This window comes from Lachnospiraceae bacterium JLR.KK002, assembly GCA_036941025.1.
Lineage (GTDB): Bacteria > Bacillota > Clostridia > Lachnospirales > Lachnospiraceae > Petralouisia.
On record JAYMNP010000001.1, the window covers coordinates 2,413,268 to 2,432,400 of the forward strand.

At 47.1% G+C, this 19,133-nt stretch carries 16 protein-coding genes; 2 read left to right on the forward strand and 14 right to left on the reverse strand.

Annotated features, from left to right (window positions below; genetic code table 11):
- Window positions 1–98 precede the first annotated feature (98 nt).
- From VSQ32_11640 to VSQ32_11665, 6 genes are all read right to left on the reverse strand, one after another.
- The gene (locus VSQ32_11640) at window positions 99–1,745 is read right to left on the reverse strand and encodes a galactoside ABC transporter permease (protein MEH2943494.1); all 1,647 of its coding nucleotides are present in this window, start codon (window positions 1,743–1,745) and stop codon (window positions 99–101) included.
- A gap of 15 nt (window positions 1,746–1,760) precedes the next feature.
- Window positions 1,761–3,269: a sugar ABC transporter ATP-binding protein gene (locus tag VSQ32_11645; protein ID MEH2943495.1), complete on the reverse strand. Its 1,509-nt coding sequence runs from the start codon at window positions 3,267–3,269 to the stop codon at window positions 1,761–1,763.
- 111 nt (window positions 3,270–3,380) lie between these two features.
- Window positions 3,381–4,721 carry a substrate-binding domain-containing protein gene (locus tag VSQ32_11650; GenBank protein MEH2943496.1) on the reverse strand — a complete coding sequence of 447 codons (1,341 nt, stop codon included), beginning with the start codon at window positions 4,719–4,721 and terminating at the stop codon, window positions 3,381–3,383.
- 231 nt (window positions 4,722–4,952) lie between these two features.
- Window positions 4,953–6,359 (reverse strand): sodium-dependent transporter, encoded by a 1,407-nt coding sequence (locus tag VSQ32_11655; GenBank protein ID MEH2943497.1) that lies wholly within the window; start codon window positions 6,357–6,359, stop codon window positions 4,953–4,955.
- Window positions 6,360–6,431: 72 nt separating this feature from the next.
- Window positions 6,432–6,938 (reverse strand): GNAT family N-acetyltransferase, encoded by a 507-nt coding sequence (locus tag VSQ32_11660; GenBank protein MEH2943498.1) that lies wholly within the window; start codon window positions 6,936–6,938, stop codon window positions 6,432–6,434.
- A 78-nt stretch (window positions 6,939–7,016) separates the two neighbouring features.
- Window positions 7,017–8,240: a CapA family protein gene (locus VSQ32_11665; GenBank protein ID MEH2943499.1), complete on the reverse strand. Its 1,224-nt coding sequence runs from the start codon at window positions 8,238–8,240 to the stop codon at window positions 7,017–7,019.
- Between the two features lie 388 nt (window positions 8,241–8,628).
- On the opposite strand from VSQ32_11665, the gene VSQ32_11670 reads away from it, so the two are divergent.
- Both VSQ32_11670 and VSQ32_11675 read left to right on the forward strand, forming a co-directional pair.
- Window positions 8,629–9,963 (forward strand): IS110 family transposase, encoded by a 1,335-nt coding sequence (locus tag VSQ32_11670; protein ID MEH2943500.1) that lies wholly within the window; start codon window positions 8,629–8,631, stop codon window positions 9,961–9,963.
- 254 nt (window positions 9,964–10,217) lie between these two features.
- Window positions 10,218–10,667, forward strand: a complete 450-nt coding sequence (locus VSQ32_11675; GenBank protein MEH2943501.1) for a hypothetical protein — start codon at window positions 10,218–10,220, stop codon at window positions 10,665–10,667.
- Window positions 10,668–10,724: 57 nt separating this feature from the next.
- On the opposite strand, the gene VSQ32_11680 is transcribed toward VSQ32_11675, so the two are convergent.
- The 8 genes from VSQ32_11680 to VSQ32_11715 form a co-directional block, all read right to left on the reverse strand.
- A complete protein-coding gene (locus VSQ32_11680) occupies window positions 10,725–11,699 on the reverse strand; it encodes a sugar-binding transcriptional regulator (GenBank protein ID MEH2943502.1) in 975 nt (324 codons plus the stop codon).
- A 145-nt stretch (window positions 11,700–11,844) separates the two neighbouring features.
- Window positions 11,845–13,158 (reverse strand): ISAs1 family transposase, encoded by a 1,314-nt coding sequence (locus VSQ32_11685; protein MEH2943503.1) that lies wholly within the window; start codon window positions 13,156–13,158, stop codon window positions 11,845–11,847.
- Between the two features lie 452 nt (window positions 13,159–13,610).
- Window positions 13,611–14,519: a hypothetical protein gene (locus tag VSQ32_11690; GenBank protein MEH2943504.1), complete on the reverse strand. Its 909-nt coding sequence runs from the start codon at window positions 14,517–14,519 to the stop codon at window positions 13,611–13,613.
- Between the two features lie 34 nt (window positions 14,520–14,553).
- On the reverse strand, window positions 14,554–15,204 hold the full coding sequence (rpe, locus tag VSQ32_11695; protein ID MEH2943505.1) for a ribulose-phosphate 3-epimerase: 651 nt from the start codon (window positions 15,202–15,204) through the stop codon (window positions 14,554–14,556).
- Window positions 15,205–15,247: 43 nt separating this feature from the next.
- Entirely contained in the window at window positions 15,248–15,694 is a 447-nt protein-coding gene (gene rpiB, locus VSQ32_11700; protein MEH2943506.1) for a ribose 5-phosphate isomerase B, read from the reverse strand.
- A 13-nt stretch (window positions 15,695–15,707) separates the two neighbouring features.
- Window positions 15,708–17,270 (reverse strand): FGGY-family carbohydrate kinase, encoded by a 1,563-nt coding sequence (locus VSQ32_11705; protein ID MEH2943507.1) that lies wholly within the window; start codon window positions 17,268–17,270, stop codon window positions 15,708–15,710.
- A gap of 90 nt (window positions 17,271–17,360) precedes the next feature.
- Window positions 17,361–18,299, reverse strand: coding sequence for a transketolase C-terminal domain-containing protein (locus VSQ32_11710; GenBank protein MEH2943508.1), 939 nt, complete (start codon window positions 18,297–18,299; stop codon window positions 17,361–17,363).
- Window positions 18,287–19,126 (reverse strand): transketolase, encoded by an 840-nt coding sequence (locus VSQ32_11715; protein ID MEH2943509.1) that lies wholly within the window; start codon window positions 19,124–19,126, stop codon window positions 18,287–18,289. Before VSQ32_11715 ends, VSQ32_11710 begins: the two co-directional genes overlap by 13 nt.
- Window positions 19,127–19,133 lie beyond the last annotated feature (7 nt).

The window sequence follows — 19,133 nt, forward strand, 5'->3', positions numbered from 1 at the left end:
GAATATTGTAAAACTCGGTTTGTCCGAGGGCAACAAATTTGATATCTAAAAACAGGCCCGCCGTCCGGCGGGCCTGTTTCACATATTCTTACACAGAATTATTTCTTCTGTACATATTTCAGACAGTCAAGAGTTACTGCTGCGATAATGATAATACCTTCAAATACAAACTGCAGGTTTGTATCAATTCCAAGAATGGTAAGAGAATAGGTAAGGGCTGTAAAAATCAGCACACCTACTACCACGCCGGAAATCTTTCCGATACCACCGGTAAAGGAAACACCGCCCACTACGCAGGCTGCAATGGCGTCCATATCCCAGCCCTGTCCATAAGCTGCGGAACCGGAACCAACCATTCTGGCACATTCCAGCCAGGAACCGAAACCATACAGTACGCCTGCCAGCATAAATGCGCCCATGGTTACCTTGAATACGGAAATACCGGATACGGATGCAGCTTCCGGATTTCCGCCTACTGCATACAGGTTCTTTCCGAATGTGGTCTTATTCCAGATAAACCAGATAATTGCGATGGCTGCAACTGCCCAGAGAATAATGGTTGGGAACCCATTAATCTTGGGAATAATCATATTCGGAATCACCGGTTCAATGGCTCCGAAGGATACACCTTTGGTAGCATAGGTAATGATACCGAAAATCATCAGCATGTTCGCCATGGTTGAAATAAAGGGGTGCATCTTGAATTTGGCAGTAAAGAACCCGGCCAGCGAGGTAAAGCAGGTACACAGGAAAATACATGCCACCAGTGCAAAAATAACACGTACAATAACAGGAAGCCCTGTAAAGTCAAATATATGGCCGAACACTCCTCCGGTATTGATTCCCTGGTGCATGATAATAGTAGCTGTGGTCATACCCATACCAACCATACGCCCGATGGAGAGGTCCGTACCGGTAAGTAAAATCAGTCCTGCAACGCCAAGGGCAAGGAACATACGCGGGGAAGCCTGCTGCAGAATATTTAATACGTTATTATAAGTAAGCAGCGGAGTATTCTTCACAATAGGAGTAATCACACACAATGCCACGAAAATCAGCACAATGACAATATACAGTCCGTTCCGCAGGAAGAAAGATCTGCGGTTAAAGGTATATTTGTAATTCTCCCATTTCTGAGCCCGTGCTTCCATAAATGTAAATTTGGACATGCGCAGCATATCAATCAGATGATATCTGTGAGCATACGCCGCATGTTTTCTGTCCTTAATCTGCTGGAGATCCTTTTCCAGCTCCATTTTGGCAGCGAAGAGACGATTCTTGTGCACATACTTTTCATCTTTGATTTCATTATGGTCAGAAAGTTTTGCCAGAGCTTCTTTGTGCTCTTTTTCCAGCCGCTCCACTTCCCTGGAGTATTTCGCCTTTGCCTCTGCTTTTTCCCGCTCGCAGCTTTCTTTTACCGGCTGGAAATACTCTTTATCATAACTGGCTTTCAGATACTCTTCTGCCTGAGTAATTAATTTTGCAATCTGGTCTTTGTTTTTGGCCTCAACTGCTCTGGCCTGTTCCAGCTCTGTCTGGTATCTGGCAATTGCAGCGTCCTTTTCCGCCTTTGTATAAATGCGGTCTCTCTTTACAGCATCAATCTCATTCTGAACAGAGATAACCTTATTTGTACCCTCAGCTCTTAAGCTGTCAATTTCTTTCTGAATTGCACCGGCACGATCATCAATTGGCTTACGCAGCTTCAGTTCCTGCTCAGCCGTAAGAATTTTATTATCCATATTCCTCTTTCCTCCCTACAGGTATTTGGCGCTGAGCCTTAAGAGTTCTTCCTGATTTGTCTCATTTGTATTTACAATTCCGGAAAGATGTCCGTTTGACATGACGCCAATCCGATTGGTAATTCCCAGAATCTCCGGCATCTCAGAGGAAACCACGATAATGGTCTTTCCCTGTTTTGCCATATTGATAATCAGCTCGTAAATCTCATATTTCGCGCCTACATCAATTCCTCTTGTGGGTTCGTCCATCATAAAAATCTGCGGGCCGCGCTCCAGCCATTTTCCGAAAATTACTTTCTGCTGGTTTCCGCCGGAAAGATTTGCAATCATGTCCTCCGGACCCATGCATTTCGTATGCATAACCTTAATCTCATTGGCGGTAGCCTTTGTCATCTTCTGGTTATCAAGGGCAAGACCGGATTTATACTCAGAAAGATTTGCAATGGTAGTATTAAAAATAAGATTGCCTTTTATGAACAGCCCGTTGGCCTTCCGTTCCTCCGTAATCAGGGCAAAACCGTGTTCCATGGCCTCCAGCGCGCTGTTAAAATTCATCAGGCGGTCTTTAAAATACACACGTCCGGCTGCTCTGGTACGGATTCCGAAAATCGTTTCCAGAAGTTCCGTACGTCCGGCTCCCACCAGTCCGTACAGTCCGAAGATTTCTCCCTCTTTTACATCAAAGGAAATATCCTGCAAATGGGGCTCAAACTTGGTAGACAGGTTCTGAATGGATAAAATCACATCTTTCGGCGTATTGTCCACCGGCGGGAAACGGTTCTCAAGAGAACGCCCAACCATTGCCGCAATCAGTTCGTTCATATCCGTGTCTTTTGCAGCCTTTGTCATAACAAGGTTACCGTCACGGAGCACGGATATTTCATCGCAAATCTCAAAAATCTCATCCATTTTATGAGAAATGTAAATCAGGGAAATTCCCTGGGATTTTAACATCCGCATCATTTCAAAAAGTTTATCCACTTCCTGCACCGTCAGGGAGGAGGTAGGCTCATCCAGTACAATTACTTTCGAGTTATAGGAAATTGCCTTTGCAATTTCACACATCTGTCTCTGCGACACTGACATGTTCCGCATGGGCTGGGTCAGGTTTACCGTCATTCCCAGTTTCCGGAACAGCTCGGAGGCTTCCTTTTTCATTCGGCCTTCGTCTATAATTCCCATGGAATTCACGGGATAACGCCCAAGGAACAGGTTGTCAATGACATTTCTCTCCAGACACTGATTCAGTTCCTGATGCACCATTGCAATTCCGTTCTCCAGTGCGTCTTTCGGTCCTGAGAAACTTACTTCCCTGCCGTCAAGAAAAACATTGCCCTCATCCTTCTGGTACGTTCCGAACAGGCATTTCATCATTGTTGACTTTCCTGCACCGTTTTCACCCATCAGCCCCATAACCGTACCGCGCTTAATATCCAGATTGATATGGTCCAGCACCCGGTTCCGGCCAAAGGATTTGCTCATGCCCCGTATCGATAAGACGGTATTATCTTTCTTATCTGCCATTTTCGTTACTCCTGTATGCATAATTGATAGTTACAAGTTACAAAAAGTTCCTGTATAAAGGGCTGCCAGAAAGTTTTCCTTCCTGGCAGCCCGGCTTTGCATAATGGCAGCTTACTGACTAAGCAAAGATGTATAGGAAGCTGCATTGTCTGTTTTAACCATGTTGATGGCAAATGCATCATACTGGCCTGGATTTCCAAGACGGTTTGTAATATTGGACTCTGTCTGTCCGTCACCGCCGATATACTCAACTTCAAGGTTCAGAACATCATCATAATTCTGAAGCAGAGGCTGATAAGTAGAACTTAAGAAGTTATCGGAAGCATTGTAGATATTCAGCCATACTTTTTTGGATGCATGGGAGCCTTCGTCAAGCTGGTTTGATACCGGCTCATAAATCTTGGTGGAATCTGTGAAATCCTGATAGTTGTCAGCAGTAACTGCTACGTTCAGTGCGTAGTAGGAACGTTCTTCTTCTCTGTATACATATACGTCGTCTGTCAGAACATTTCCTGCTTCGTCAGCAGTTCCGATTCCTGTATCAATGTCAACGCCGTCCAGAGCATTACGCAGAACTCTCAGAGTCAGATAAGCCTGTACGTCTGCGTGCTGGCTGATGGTTCCGCCATATCCTTCTGCAATGGCTGCAACTGCGTCGCTGTTTGCATCATAACCAAAAGTAGGAACTTTGTTGTCCTTGGACCATGCGTTGAACATGGACATTCCCATACCGTCATTATTGGAAACTACAACGTCAATCTGCTCACCGAAAGAAGAAGACCATGTGCCGATTGCGTTTCCTGCTGTAGCTGCATCCCATGTAGCTCCTGCAGAGTTCTTCATTTCCTGAGAAGCAAGCTCGCGAACCACATATTTCTTGCCGCCGACTTCAATCTCGCCATCCTGTACCATGGTTGCTGTTCCGTCTGTGTTGGTACCAGCAGGATCACTGTTGATATTGCCGTCTTTTTCCACTGCTGTTCCAAGAGCCTTACGAACGCCTCTGGTACGTGCGATGGAATCGTTGTGTCCGATATCGCCGATTGCCAGAACGTAGCCGATGGTTCCGTCGCCGTTGCGGTCAATTTCATCAATGTGCGCTTCAATATATTCTTTTACCATGGTTCCCTGAAGTTCCGCACCCTGGTTTGCATCAAAACCAACATAATATGTATTGGCATTGAAATTCAGAGCTGCTGTATCCAGTTCTCCGGTGGAGCTGTTGGAAGGCTGGCGGTTGAACCATACCAGAGGTTTGTCTTTATTTGCAGTATCCCCTGTGGAACCGGCATCTTCGGAACCTGCGTCGTCACCTGCGTCTGCTGCGGGCTCCTGGGTATCCTCTTTCTTATCTGTCTCTGCCGGAGCATTGCCGCCGCTGTTATTGCCGCACGCTGCAAGGGAGAGTCCCAGTGCCAGTGCCAGAGTTACCGAAACAAATTTCTTTTTCATAATGAATATCTCCTTTCCTCCTGCGCTGTCCGCGCCTTGTTGATAGTGACAGTATAGACCATGTGTCCGGAAGAAAACATAGAATATTTTTCACTTAACATTGAAATTTATATGATATTATTTTCGTCATATATAACAATATTTGCCAGATTATGTATAATTTTTACAGCAATAACAATAAAAAAGCGGGCAGGCCCGCTTTTTTATTGCATCTGCAGCAATGCTTTACGTTTATATAATGGTCAGAATTCCAATGGATTTCAGCAGCAGAATCACCAGAAGAACCGGAGCCGCATAACGTATCATAATAATATACAGCTGCTTTCTGCCGAATCTGCATCCTGTCTTTTCCACTTCGTCTATGATGGTCCGGGGCTTCACAATCCATCCAATCAGAATACAGGTTCCGATTGCCACCAGGGGCATCAGGCAGTTGTTGCTGATATAATCCATAATATCCAGAATCTGGGCATGGGCTCCGTTGGGCAGTTCAATGTCAAAATACAGTTTGTTGTAGCCAAGACATACCAGAAGGCCTCCTGCCAGCGCAATCACTGTCTCCAGAACCGTTGCCTTTACCCTGGACATATGAAACTGGTCCATAAAACTGGAAACCACTGCTTCCATAACTGATACCGCACTGGTCAGAGCCGCAAAGAGCACCATGGCAAAAAACAACGCTCCTATAAAACCTCCTATTTTTCCCATATGGGAAAATACTTTCGGCAGAGATACAAACATCAGGCTGGGCCCGGAAGCCTCCATTCCCTCTCTTCCCATAAAGGTAAACACTGCCGGAATAATCATAACTCCTGCCAGAAATGCCACTGCTGTATCAAAAATTTCTATCTGGTTAATGGAACGCACCAGATTTGCATCATCTTTCACATAGGAACCGTATGTGATCATAATTCCCATGGCCACGCTGAGGCTGAAAAACAGCTGCCCCATAGCGTCCAGCAGTACGGTAAAAAATCCTTTCAGCGTCAGGCCTTCAAAGCTGGGCACCACATAAATCAGAAATCCTTCCAGTCCGGTTCTGGTTGCCCCCGTTTCATCTGTGGCACTGATAGTCAGAGAAAATACCGCAATACCGACTACCATAAGAAGCAAAAGAGGCATCAGTATTTTTGAAAAAGACTCAATCCCATGATTAACGCCCCGGAATATAATCACCGCCACAACCAGCAGAAATACCATCATAAATACCAGAGGCTCCACCGTCCCGGTAATATATCCGGTAAAATACCCGTCAGCGGCTGCACTGCCTCCGTCTCCGGCAAGATAAGCCAGAAAATATTTCACTACCCATCCGCCGATTACACAGTAATAAGGCATGATAATCACCGGCACCAGACAGGCCAGCACGCCCAGAAATTTCCACTTTTCCTTTAACTTGCCGTAAGCTGTCAGAGGGCTCTGTTTCGTTTTTCTTCCAATGGCAATTTCCGTGGTCAGCAGCGTAAAGCCAAAGGTAAGAGCCAGAATCAGGTAAATAACCAGAAAAAGCCCTCCTCCGTCTTTGGCCGCCAGATACGGAAATCTCCAGATATTTCCCAGTCCTACAGCGCTTCCCGCCGCTGCCAGTACAAATCCAATTGATCCTGAAAATGAATGTCTGTTTTTTTCTTTTTCCATGTTTCCTGTGGGGAAATCCCCGCTCCCTTCCTGTAAAATTTTAAATCCATTATACTATAAACAGGCCCTGTGTCAAAGTTTTATTTCATATCCGTATTCCCGCAATGTCAGTTCTTCATCAATGGCCATGTCATAAACACCCTTTGCCTTTGTAAATCCATGTTTCTCATAGAAGCCGATAGCAGGTCTGTTAATATCCACAACAAACAGCCTCAGATACTCTGCTCCCAGAGCTTTTGCTTCTGTTTTGGCTTTTACCAGCATCCTGCCGCCAATTCCTCTTCCTCCATATTCCGGACTTACGCCGAAACGGTCCATATACAGGGCCTTCACTGAGCATTTCTCCCATTCCACACGATTTTCCCCGCCATCCTGGTCACATAATGCAAATGCAGAGACAGGTTCAGCACGTTCCAGCATAAGCCAGAGACGATGGTTTCTGATGTCATCCTCCAGAAATTCACAGGGATAAATATCATCCCAGATAGAAATCTGATTTTCATCCATATTTCGTATCACTTTTCGGTACATGAGTTTAAGCTGCTCCAGATCCTGCAACACTGCCTGTCTGAATTCCATATATGTTTCCTCCTCATTCCGGCCCTGTTCCTGCAGCAGCAAAGCAATCTGTGTTCACCAGCAAACCATCAGCCGATTTTACTGCTGCCGGATTGTCCCGTCTTCTCCAACCTGAATTCCATAAGAAATCTCTTCCAGATACCCATACAGCTCCGCCGCCTGCTCTCCGCTCATTTCCTGGGTTTTCGCGCCTGCCGCATACGCCGGAAAAATCTGCAGGAGCGTTTCATTTTCCGGCGTCACATTAACTTTCAGCAGCATGGTAGACGGAATCTCCTGATTGAAAATAAAATTTCCAAGACTGTAGACAATGGGCTTTCCATTGTAGTATTCCACCCCCTGCAGCACATGGGGATGGGCTCCGATTACCAGATCCGCTCCGGCGTCTATATATTCTTCTGCAAGCTGTCTCTGATATTCCTGAGGCGTATTTTCCCGCTCAATCCCCCAGTGAACATACACTGTAAGAAAATCACACTGCTGTTTCGCCTGGCGGATGGCTTCGCAGAGGAGAGCGCTGTTGTAGGTGCACAGCATCCCCGGCTGCTGATTTTCGATATTCCATTCCGGCACCGGAATCACTCTGGAAGCCCCCAGAAATCCAAAGGTTTTCCGGCCCGTCTGAACAAAAAAGGGCTTCGAGGCCCGCTCTCTGTCCATGCCCGCGCCCACATATGCAATCTCGGCCCCGTCCAGCGTCTCAAACGTTTCCTCAAGAGCTTCCGGCCCATAGTCCAGTGCATGGTTGTTGGCAAGGGTCACCCCATGGACTCCCATATCTTTCAGTATATTTATATAAGAAGGATTTACCCGGAAGGTGAACTGCTTGTCCGGCGCCTGTTCCCCGCCGGTGGAAAAGGGAAATTCTTCGTTTGCCATCACCACATCCCCCTGAGCCATTTCTGACAGCAGCTTTTCTGACAGTACGCCGCTGATTCCCTCCCTGTCGTACTGTTCCAGCACATAGGGACTCAGGTAAATATCTCCTGCAAAAATCAGCGTGGTTTCCTCCGGAACCTGTACTTCTTCCTCCGGCAGTTGCGACGTTCCGCTTCCATCCTCCTGCACTTCTTCCCCGGTACGGTTTTTATTTTCCTCTCCCGGCAGTTCTGCAGTCTGGCTTCTGTCTGCTTCGTCTGGCCTGCCGGCCTCCTGCTCCGATATCCGAATCTCATTTTCTTTACGGGCAGATTCGGCCTGCTCCCCGTAATTTCCCGATTTGTATACCCAGAAACACAGGCCTGCCCCGGTAAGGGTCAGAATGAGCATGGAAATCATGGCTCGTCGAATACTTTTTTTCATATACGCACCTCCTAGTATAATAATGGTGTAGTCAAGAATGACTACTGGTTAATAGTTACAAAGTCCAATCTAATAAATCTATATAGATATAACGGAAGGAGGAGTTCCCCCTCCATCAGAAGTTATAAAGTAACATTATTTACCATGTCTGAGGTTTCCTTAATGCACCAGACAAAAGATAGAGGTATAATCACTGGAGGCAGGATCATTGACGACACCTCCTTGGGAACCGGCCTTCCGGCTGGTGAAACCTCTTAGAAAGTCTGTCAGTCCATTCGGTGGTGATTTATGTTTTGGCTGGTTGGGAAGCCCCAGGCTATACCTGTATAAACCGCTAGGTTGTGTATCCGCCCTCTGGAAATGGATGCCTGCCAGAAAGGATAAAACCATGAAATACCCAAAAGTACTTATGATGCTTGAAAGCATCCCTTATCTCTCAGTCGGGCTTGATGTCGGCGCAGACTTCACCTGGATGTCCATCATGCTGCCCAATGGCATTCTCACCGGGAAACCTTTTAAGATCATTCATTCTGATCCGCAGTCCCGTGAGCTTGCTGTCGCAAAAATAAAGGAAGCACAAGAGATGTATTCCCTCGAAAGCCGCTGCTTCCTTGAGTCCACCGGGATCTACCACATCCCGCTCCTGTACTTCCTTCGTGATAAGGGGTTTGACTGCTCAGTCATTAATCCTATCATCACTAAGAATAGCACAAATATGAACGTAAGGAAACTGCATAATGATAAATTTGATTCAAAAAAAGCTGCCAAAGTCGGCCTGGATGCTTCCCTTAAGACTTCCATCATACCAGATGATGAGGTCATTGACCTGCGCAACCTGGTACGGGACTACTATTACTTCAAAGACCTGCAGTCCGCTGTCGTCCTGAAGCTCACGGCGGAACTGAAAGTGTCCTTTCCCGCATACCGGAAGGTGTTTAGCACGGTCACTACCCAAACTTCCTTAAATCTTCTGGAAGCTTACCCCTTTGCCGCAGACATGCTTGCCGCCCCAAAAGACATACTTGTGGAAACCATACGCAAAACCGCACGTTTCGGTGAAAAATATGCCGTTTCCAAATATGATGCCATACGTGCTGCCGCAAAGGACGCCGCTGTTTTCGGACGTGCGCTTCAAAGCAGTGCACTCCGGATCCGGCTGTATATCAAAACCTACCGGGAATACCAGGAGCATCTGGACAATATACTTGAGGACCTGCATAAGGCTGTTGATAAGCTGGAAGGGACGCCGGTTTATGACCGTATCTTCCTTCTCCAGTCCCTACGTGGTGTCGGTTTTCTCAGTGCAGCCGTCCTGATCGCTGAAATGGGCTCCTTTGACCTGTTTTCTTCCCCAAAGAAGCTTTATGCTTACTTCGGCTTGGATCCTGCCGTGAAGCAATCCGGCAAGTTCAATGGGGATAAAGTCCACATGTCCAAGAGGGGTTCTAGCCTTGCCAGGCGTATCCTGCATATGGTGGCTATCAATAATCTTAAGGTGGATAAAGGGACAAAAACACCAGTAAATCCAGTTATCCACGGCTATTATACCGACAAATGCAAAAGCAAGAAGAAAAACGTGGCTGTCGGGGCTGTCATGCATAAAATCTGCAATATCATTTTTGCCATGCTCCGGGATAATAAACCATTTGAGATCATCACTCCTCAGGAACACTGTGAGCGGTATCTGGCAGCGCATCCCGACAAGATACAGAACGCAGCCTAACAGGTTTATCATGAATTTTAAAGATTTCCACATGGGTGGGCTTATTAAAGTTACCCTTTTTTACATCAACTGCTTGAAAAAAACTTTTTTAACATTTTTCACTTTACCTATTGACATTTCTTAGCTGGACTTCCACATTTTGGTAGTGCGTGAGCGAATTGCGCAGCAGTAAATTTCCTCTCATTGTACCATTGATTTTTGTACCAATCAATGGTACAATGAATTGCAAATTGTATAAAGAGGGAGGTTTTCTTGTGGCAACATGGCAAATTGTACTGATTGTAATTACCGTTCTTTTGCTTGCGGCAACCATTACGCTTTACATATTAGGCAAAAAATCACAGAAGAAAAAAGAAGAGCAGGATGCTCAGCTTGCCGCAACGGCACAGACCATATCCATGCTGGTCATTGATAAAAAACGGATGAAGCTGAAAGACGCCGGTCTTCCCGCCGCGGTACTGGCACAGACTCCAAAGCTGCTGCGGGGTTCCAAACTGCCCGTGGTAAAAGCAAAAGTAGGACCAAAAATCATGACTTTTATCTGTGAAGGGGAAATTTTTGACAGTATCCCCACCAAAAAAGAAGTAAAAGCTGTGGTAAGCGGCCTCTATATTACTTCTGTCAAAGGCCTCCGGAGTTCCGGTGAACCGGTAGTAAAGAAAAAGAAATTTCTGGACAGGCTGAAGGAAAAAGCAGCAAAATAATTACATGCGGAAAAGGGCTCTTTTGCAACAGCCCTTTTCCTTTTTTTCCCGCAATGGCTATTCCTCTTTTGCCAGTTCTTCCGCGCATACTGCGTCTGTGATTAAATTATTAATGTAGCGTCCGCGGATGGCGCCCCGAATAGCTGCAATTTTCTCAGTTCCTCCCGCTATACCAATGGAATGAGGTACTTTTTGCAGCCTGCTGATTTCAATTCCCACTACATTATTATCATTCCGATAGCTGGCCATATCGCCGGATTCATCAAAAAACTGCATACAGATATCGCCCGCTACATTTCTTTCTTTCAAAGATTCAATCTCATTTTCCTCGAAATACCCTGTGGCTTTTATGGCCGAATTTTCATTGGGATAGCCAATCCCCACAATGGCCACGTCCATACGCTCCGCCATACGAATCGTAGTGCTCAGACTGGCTTCCCGTAACAGTTCCGTCCGGATTTTGGGATTGGACACTCTGGCCGGCGCATGGAAGGGAATAAATTTCCCATCGTAAATCCGGGCCAGTTTCTCCGCAAGGCTGTTGGAATGAAGTTCGGTCCGAAGCCGCCCCATCCCTCCAATCAGAGGAACAAACGTTACATTCCTGGCAGCAGGCCTTGTAACCTGCGATACCACCCGGTAAAGGGTGGAACCCATGGAAACTCCCACAATATTCTCGTCCTTAATCACCTGTTCCAGATACCGCCCCGCCACGGTTCCAAGAGCACTTTTCCTCTCTTCTTCCCCGGAAGGAGCATCCGCAACAAGAACCCGGTTCAGATGATACTTCTCCTCCAGTTTCCGCTCCAGTTCCCAGTACTTAATTGCGTCCAGACCGGAAATATCAATCTGAACCACCCCCTGTTCTCTGGCTGAGGAAAGAATCCTGGAAACCGTAGGCCGGGAAAAATTCAGTATTTTTGCAATTTGCTGCTGACTGACATTCTGATTATAATACATATCACAAATCTTAATCATCAGACGCACATCATCTATTACTTTCTTCACATCTGCCACCTTAATCTTTATCACAATACACTTTTCGTTTCTCACCGATTAAAGGTAACACAACTTCCCGGCTCTGTCCAGAACAAAATGAGCAGGCCCAGGATAAACTTATAAACTGTTATGCACCGCAGCACCATTTCTGATGCTGCAAAAAATATAAAGAGATGATCTATTTCACGGGAGATTTCCCTTTTGACTCTAATGCCGCTCTAATGCTCTCCACATCCAGCATAGACAGCATCTTTTCTATCTCGTTTTCATAATCCAGGGACAGCTCATACCGGATCCGCTTCATGCTTAGCTTATAGCTTTCTTTTACCAGACCCAAAATCGCCAGCGCTATCTTTTTCATGATCTGCAGGTTCTTTGCGCTTGTCTTCCCCATGCTTGTATTCTTATCGTCCCCAAATGTAAAATCCAGGTGCCAGTGAAGCTTTGCCTCCACTCCCCAGTGCCCTCTTGCCGCCCGTTCAAATTCTTCTGCATCTTCCCCTATGCTGCATATATAATATCGATATTCTTCTTCCTTCGTTCCAGCTGCCTTTTCCACCCTCTTATGGACCATTCCGAAACTCTTGAGCTTTTTCCACTTTCCCAGTTCACTGTACCAGCCTGTATCCTCCGTGATATAGTATTCCCTGACCGCGGTTCCTCCATGTTCCGGCCCCACTGTCTTTTTATAACAGCCTTCTTTCCCTTTCAATTCTTCCAGTACGTCCTTCCCAAAATAATCCCTGACTTCTTCATAAAACAGCCCTTGGTTTCCCTTCAGCGCCAGCACATAGTCCCCTTTCCCTGACACGATCGCAGAAACGGTATCCTTCTGGCAGTTCATGGCATCTGCCGTTACGATCGTATCCCGCAGGTCCATCAGTCCCAGCAGCTCCTGCGCCGCCGGTATCTCATTTGTCTTTTCTTCTATAAATTTCTGTGACAGGCATATTCCACAGTCATTTGAATACACATTCAGAGTCTGCAATGCCTTTACTTCCCCCTGCACCCCGGACTTCCTTTTAGATCCCCTGCTTTCTTTTCCATCTACAGATACGATGGCTTTCTCATGGATACCGTCGTTTTTTCCAGACAGTAGCACAATCCCCTCTATTGTATGGAGCAACAGCTCTACCGCAGTCTGGTAAAAGTGTTCCGTATTAACATTTCCCATCACGATACGGTAAGTATCATCTGTTGGAATACCAAATGGAAGTTCCAGATATTTACGCAGCCATTTCTCTTTCCTTTTTGCGAAGCTTTCTATCTCTCCCCATTCATCCGCATTTCCAAGGACTGCAAAAAAGACGATCATGATAATGTCGCCCAGAAGATGTCTGGTATAGGAAGGATGCCTGTAATCCGGCACAGCATCCGCACATTTTTTGATATTCTGTATTAGGGAATCATTCAACTGTATTGTATCAGGTGAAACTCCGTTTTCTTCAAAAGTACTGTGTAGCGCCTCCAGACGGGTTGATTTCTTAGCCATACCTGTTTTGTTCCTTTCTGATATAAGCATTCTAAAATAAATATAGCAGACAAACCATCAAAAAAGAATAGGCTTCCCTATTCTTTTTTGATGGTTTGTAATACTTTTGTAATTTTAAAAGTTTATCCTGGAGCAGGCCCTGCGCATCTTACTTTTATCTTACAGAAAGATACTTTCACTCTTTAGCGTGACAAGGTTTTTCCTGTAAGAGAACAAAGCGGACAGGTCCGCAGGGGCTCCCTGAATCCCTCAATCATGAGGGACCTGGACGGTTTGCTGCGCCGAGCACAATTGCGAAGCAATATTTTCCTCCTGTGCGAGTGCGCATATTATTTTTTATCTTACAGGAAGACACTTTCACTCTTTAGCGTGACAAGGTCTTTCCTGTAAGGTAAAAAACTGCCCCGGAACCATCATGGCTCCGGGGCAGCGGCGTGTTGGGGAACACTTATTTATACGGGAAAGCATGCGTTCACTACAAATGTAAGAATGAAAATAGCACATGCCGGACCGTCAATATGGGAATCTTCTCCGCTGTTAATCAGCTTGCCTTCCATATCACAGATAAGAGCGGAAACGGTACCGAATACAACGCTCATGAACAGAGCAAAATAAAGATTTCCTGTGCTGGCATAAGACTGCACTGCCGCCTCAGCCGCAATAATCACAATATGATGGCATCCATAATATGCGTGTCCCATGGTGGCAAACACAAGACCGATGGCCGCAATACCAAAAATCATCTGGGGATAACATCCGCCAAAGGCCTCTACCGGAAATCCGGCTGAAACAGCGGCAACGAAAAGTCCTCCTACCATAATGCTGTAACCTATTCCGATTACAATCGTTGCAGATAATGCTTTGCCTTTGCTTATTGTTTCCGTTCCTGTCCTCAGTTTGCCTCCGAACACAAGGCGGACCAGGATTGCGGACAGGAAAACGGTAATTCCAGGCGCGTCCGTAATCAGACGGTTGGAGATGGTTCCTGCAAAAAGATTTGCAACTACCAGTTCTTTAAAGAGACATCCGATTACGCCGAATACTCCGCCCACCAGCAGTACACTGGCGTCATTTAATCCGGCCAGCGGAGTTGTAATATCCGCTCCGTTTTCCAGAATCCCTTTTTTCCTGGCGAATGCGGAGCCTGCTACCGCCCCGGCAAATGCGATATGGGGGCCGAAAAACGGTCCGAATGCGAAATAATTCAACAAAAGGTCAGATGCTTCCCCTGCACCGCACATCCCGGCTGCAGAACCCAAAATGGAAAATACACCTGTCAGAATAAACGCCGGCACACCTCCGATGGCCGCTGCAAATACACCTCCGCCAAAAGCGGCAATTACATATAAAATACTAATCATACTTTTACCTCCTCTTTTGCATACACTTTTCCCACTACATTGCGTTTCTGAGTTTTCTTACATTTTCTGAAATATTTCCTTCGAATATGGAGGAGCCGGCCACAAAAGTATCTGCTCCGCATTCTGCAATACTTCCGATGTTTAAGGGATTTACACCCCCGTCCACTTCCACTCTGACCGGCAGCCCTTCTTCTTCAATCATGTTCCGCAGCATACGGATTTTCCGGTCGCAACAGGTTATATATTTCTGTCCCCCGTATCCGGGATTCACTGTCATCTGCAGCACCATGTCCAGATCAGAAAGCAGATACCTGACGGTTTCCGGGGATGTTGCAGGATTCAGCGCCACCGCAGCCTTTTTTCCGCAGGCGCGAATCTGCTGAACAACCCGATGCAGATGCACACAGGCCTCCGCGTGAACACAGATGATATCCGCTCCCGCCGCTGCAAATTTTTCGATATGCCGCCCTGGTTCTTCTACCATCAGATGTACGTCGAATACCGCGTCTGTCAGAGACCGCAGAGACGTCACCACAGGAAGCCCAAAAGAAATCTCCGGTACGAACCTGCCGTCCATAACATCAATATGTATATAGTCCACCCCCGCTTTTACTGCTTCCAGAACGTCTTTTCCAAGTTCCGCAAAATCTGCGGACAGCACAGACGCCGCCAACACCTTTTTCACAATTGTTTCCTCCCTGTGGTTTTCCTGATTTCACCGTTACATTTCAGCCTTCTATATCATGAATCATACCGACTCTTTTTTCATGGCGTCCATTTCCTTCATATTCTGCTTCCAGCCATGCGGTTACAATGGCCTTTGCTGTTTCCGCCCCCACAATCCGGGCTCCAAACGCAATGATATTCGTATTGTTATGTTCTTTGGTAAGCCTTGCTGTCACCGGCTCGCTGCAGACGACAGCCCTTACCCCTTTTACCTTGTTTGCGGCAATGGAAATCCCTGCTCCGGTTCCGCAGATAAGTACGCCGGCGTCCACCTCTCCTTCTGCCACTGCCCTGCCGACACGTGCTCCGTAGACAGGATAGTCGCAGCTTTCTGTGGTATCTGTTCCGTAATTGATAACCCTGCAGCCCTTTTCCTCCAGAAATTTCTGAATTTCCTGCTTCAGCTCCACTGCTGCATGATCATTCCCGATACCGATTACCTTTGCCATGTTCCTGCTCCTTTCACCCTGCCTGCGCAAGACTGTTATGTTCCACGGTCTTATGAACCACAGTTTTCATCTGAGGCCAGGTCTCCATGTAACGTTCCATATAGAACTGGTATTCTTTATGGGCTTCCTCATTGGGAATATATTTCCGGTCAATACGCACCATCTTTTCTGCAGCTTCCTCAAAATCTTTGAAGATTCCTGCTCCTACCCCTGCAATCATACAGTCTCCCAGACAGCCTGCACTCTGATTTTCCACGGTAGTATACATGGGAACTCCGATAATATCCGCATGCATCTGCATCCAGAAAGGAGATGTTGCCAGACCGCCGCAGGCATAAATTTCATTCACCTCGTATCCCGCGTTTTTCATGCTGACAATACAGTGGTTTGCACCATAGGCAACTCCCTCAAACACGGCTCTCGCCATATGAGCTGTCGTTGTTCCAATGGACAGTCCCCAGAACATGCCTCTCGCTTTGGAATCGGAATAAGGGGCGCGGTTCCCCTGAAAATAATCCATCATCACCAGTCCTTCGCTTCCGATTGGAACTTCCGATGCTTTTTCAGAAATCAGGTCATAAATATTCATCTCTCTGTTTATTGCTTCTTCCATCCAGGAACCTGGAAGCAGGTTATTCCGGAACCAGGTCAGAATGGAGCCTGCCGCTGTCTGACCGCCTTCCAGAAGGCTGGTTCCCTCATACATACAGTTGGGATACGTCCCGTTCACACCTGCTTCATGAAAATCTTCCGGAGAAAGCCCCAGCAGACAGGTGGACGTTCCGCCAATCAGCGTCATGCCATTCGGTTTTACACCGCCCACGCCAAACATACATGCGTTGCAGTCTGCCGTTCCCTGTACCACAATTGTTTTTTCGCTCAGGCCAAACTCTCTGGCAGCCTCCGGGCTGACCGGCCCGATGACCTCGCCCACACGAAGGATTTCTTCCGGGAATTTTTCCACCATGTCATCCAGGCCGCAGGCATGATAGAAGTCCAGCGGATATCCTCCGTTGGCGTCATCATAATGCCAGCGGAATGCGGCAATAGACATGCAGACCGTTTTTTTGCCTGTCAGCTTCCAGTTCATCCAGTCTTCAAACTCAAACAGCGTTTTGGTTTTCGCCCAGTTTTCCGGTTCATGCTTTTTCATCCACATGCATTTTGGAACCATAATATCCGCCCGGCTGTTAGGCTTGTAAAATCTTGTGGCCGCATATTTATCTCCCAGCCTGTCAATTTCCGCCGCTTCTTCCGTAGCGCGGACATCCATCCACAGAATCGGAGTGCGCACCGTTTCGTCGTTCTCATCCAGAAAAACAATGGTATTGGTTGTGGCGTCACAGGTCAGTGCGACAATATCCTCCACATCCACGCCGGCTTTTTTGATACATTCCGGTATGGCCTTTTTGAGGGCCTCCCACCAGCCCCTGTCGTCCTGCTCTGCCCATCCGTTTCTCGGATAGGTGGTAGCATACTCCTGAATATCATAGGCCCGGTTCTGGCCTCTCAGATCAAACAGCGCCACCCGCACGCTTCCTGTTCCTGCATCAATCCCCATTAAATATTTTGCCATTTCCTTTCTCCTTTCGCTTTTGCACCTCTATATAAAGGCCTGCTGTCCGGCAGGCCCTGTGGCCTTCTCTGCCGTGAAAGTCAGCAGCTTTCACAGTATGGTTTTTATTTCTCTGTAAATCCCCTTACCATCCAGTCCGTATTTTTCAATCAGCTTCGCCGCCGGGCCGGATTCCCCATATACATCGTTGATACCAATCCGCTTTATTTTTGCCGGATGTTTTTCGCTCAGCACTTCGCACACTGCCCCTCCAAGGCCTCCAATGACTGAGTGCTCTTCCACAGTGACAATTTTTCCGGTTTCTTCTGCCGCCCGAATCAGAATTTCTTCATCCAGAGGCTTGATGGTATGTATATTAATAACTCTTACAGAAATGCCTTCTGCTGCAAGAAGGTCTGCCGCATCCAGTGCGGAACTTACACAGAGTCCGGTCGCTACAATCGTCAAATCCGTACCCTCCCGCAGAACCACTCCTTTTCCAATTTCAAATCTGTAATCGGGGTTATCATTAATCACCGGAACAGCAAGCCGTCCGAATCTCAGATACACCGGGCCTTCCAGTTCATAAGCCGCTTTCACTGCCGCTTTTGCTTCCACATCGTCCGCCGGACTGATAATGGTCATTCCGGGAATGGTCCGCATCAGGGCAATGTCTTCGTTGCACTGATGGGTAGCCCCGTCTTCTCCCACGGAAATTCCTGCATGGGTAGCTCCGATTTTTACATTCAGATGGGGATAACCAATGGAATTACGTATCTGTTCAAAGGCCCGTCCTGCGGCAAACATGGCAAAACTGCTGGCAAAGGGTACCATTCCTGCCGCGGCGATTCCTGCCGCCACACCCATCAGATTGGATTCTGCAATTCCGCAGTCGAAAAAACGTTCCGGAAAGGCTTTTTTAAATGTCCCTGTTTTCGTAGCGGCTGCAAGGTCCGCATCCAGAACCACCACATCCTCATGCTCTCTGCCCAGTTCCACAAGGGCTTCCCCATAACTGACCCTGGTGGCAATCTTCTTTACTTCTGACATAATGCTTCCCCCGCTTTCTTCAGTTCTTCCATGGCTGTCTCATACTGCCCGTCATCTGGCGCAGTTCCGTGCCAGGACACCTGGTTTTCCATAAAAGAAACGCCTTTGCCCTTTACGGTTTTTGCTATGATAGCAGTGGGAACGCCTCTGGTCTCCCTGGCTTCCCGAAAAGCTGCCTCAAGCTGCGCAAAATCATTTCCATCTGCCACATTAATCACATGGAACTGAAAAGATTCAAATTTTTTATCTATGGGATATGGTGAATTTACTTCTTCCACAGGCCCGTCAATCTGGAGTCCGTTGTTGTCCACAATTACCACCAGATTATCCAGTTTTTTGGCAGCGGCAAACATGGCTGCTTCCCATACCTGACCTTCTTCCAGTTCACCGTCTCCCAGAAGGGTATATACCCGGTAAGACTTTTTCTGCAGCTTTCCGGCAAGAGCCATGCCGCAGGCTGCGGAAATCCCCTGTCCCAGAGAGCCGCTGGACATGTCAATGCCGGGCGTATGCTGTCTGCAGGGATGTCCCTGCAAATGAGAACCAATCTGACGCAGTGTCAGAAGGTCTTCTACCGGAAAATACCCTTTCTGTGCCAGCGCCGCGTAGAGTCCCGGCGCCGTATGGCCTTTTGACAGGACAAAGCGATCCCGTTCCGGGTCTTTGGGACATTCCGGATTCACATTCATTTCCGCAAAATACAGATATGTAAAAATCTCTGCGGCAGACAGGGAGCCGCCCGGATGTCCCGCCTTTGCTGCATGAACGCTCTCGATAATGCCTTTTCTCACTTCGTTTGCCATTTTCTGAAGTTCTAATCTGTTCATACCATCC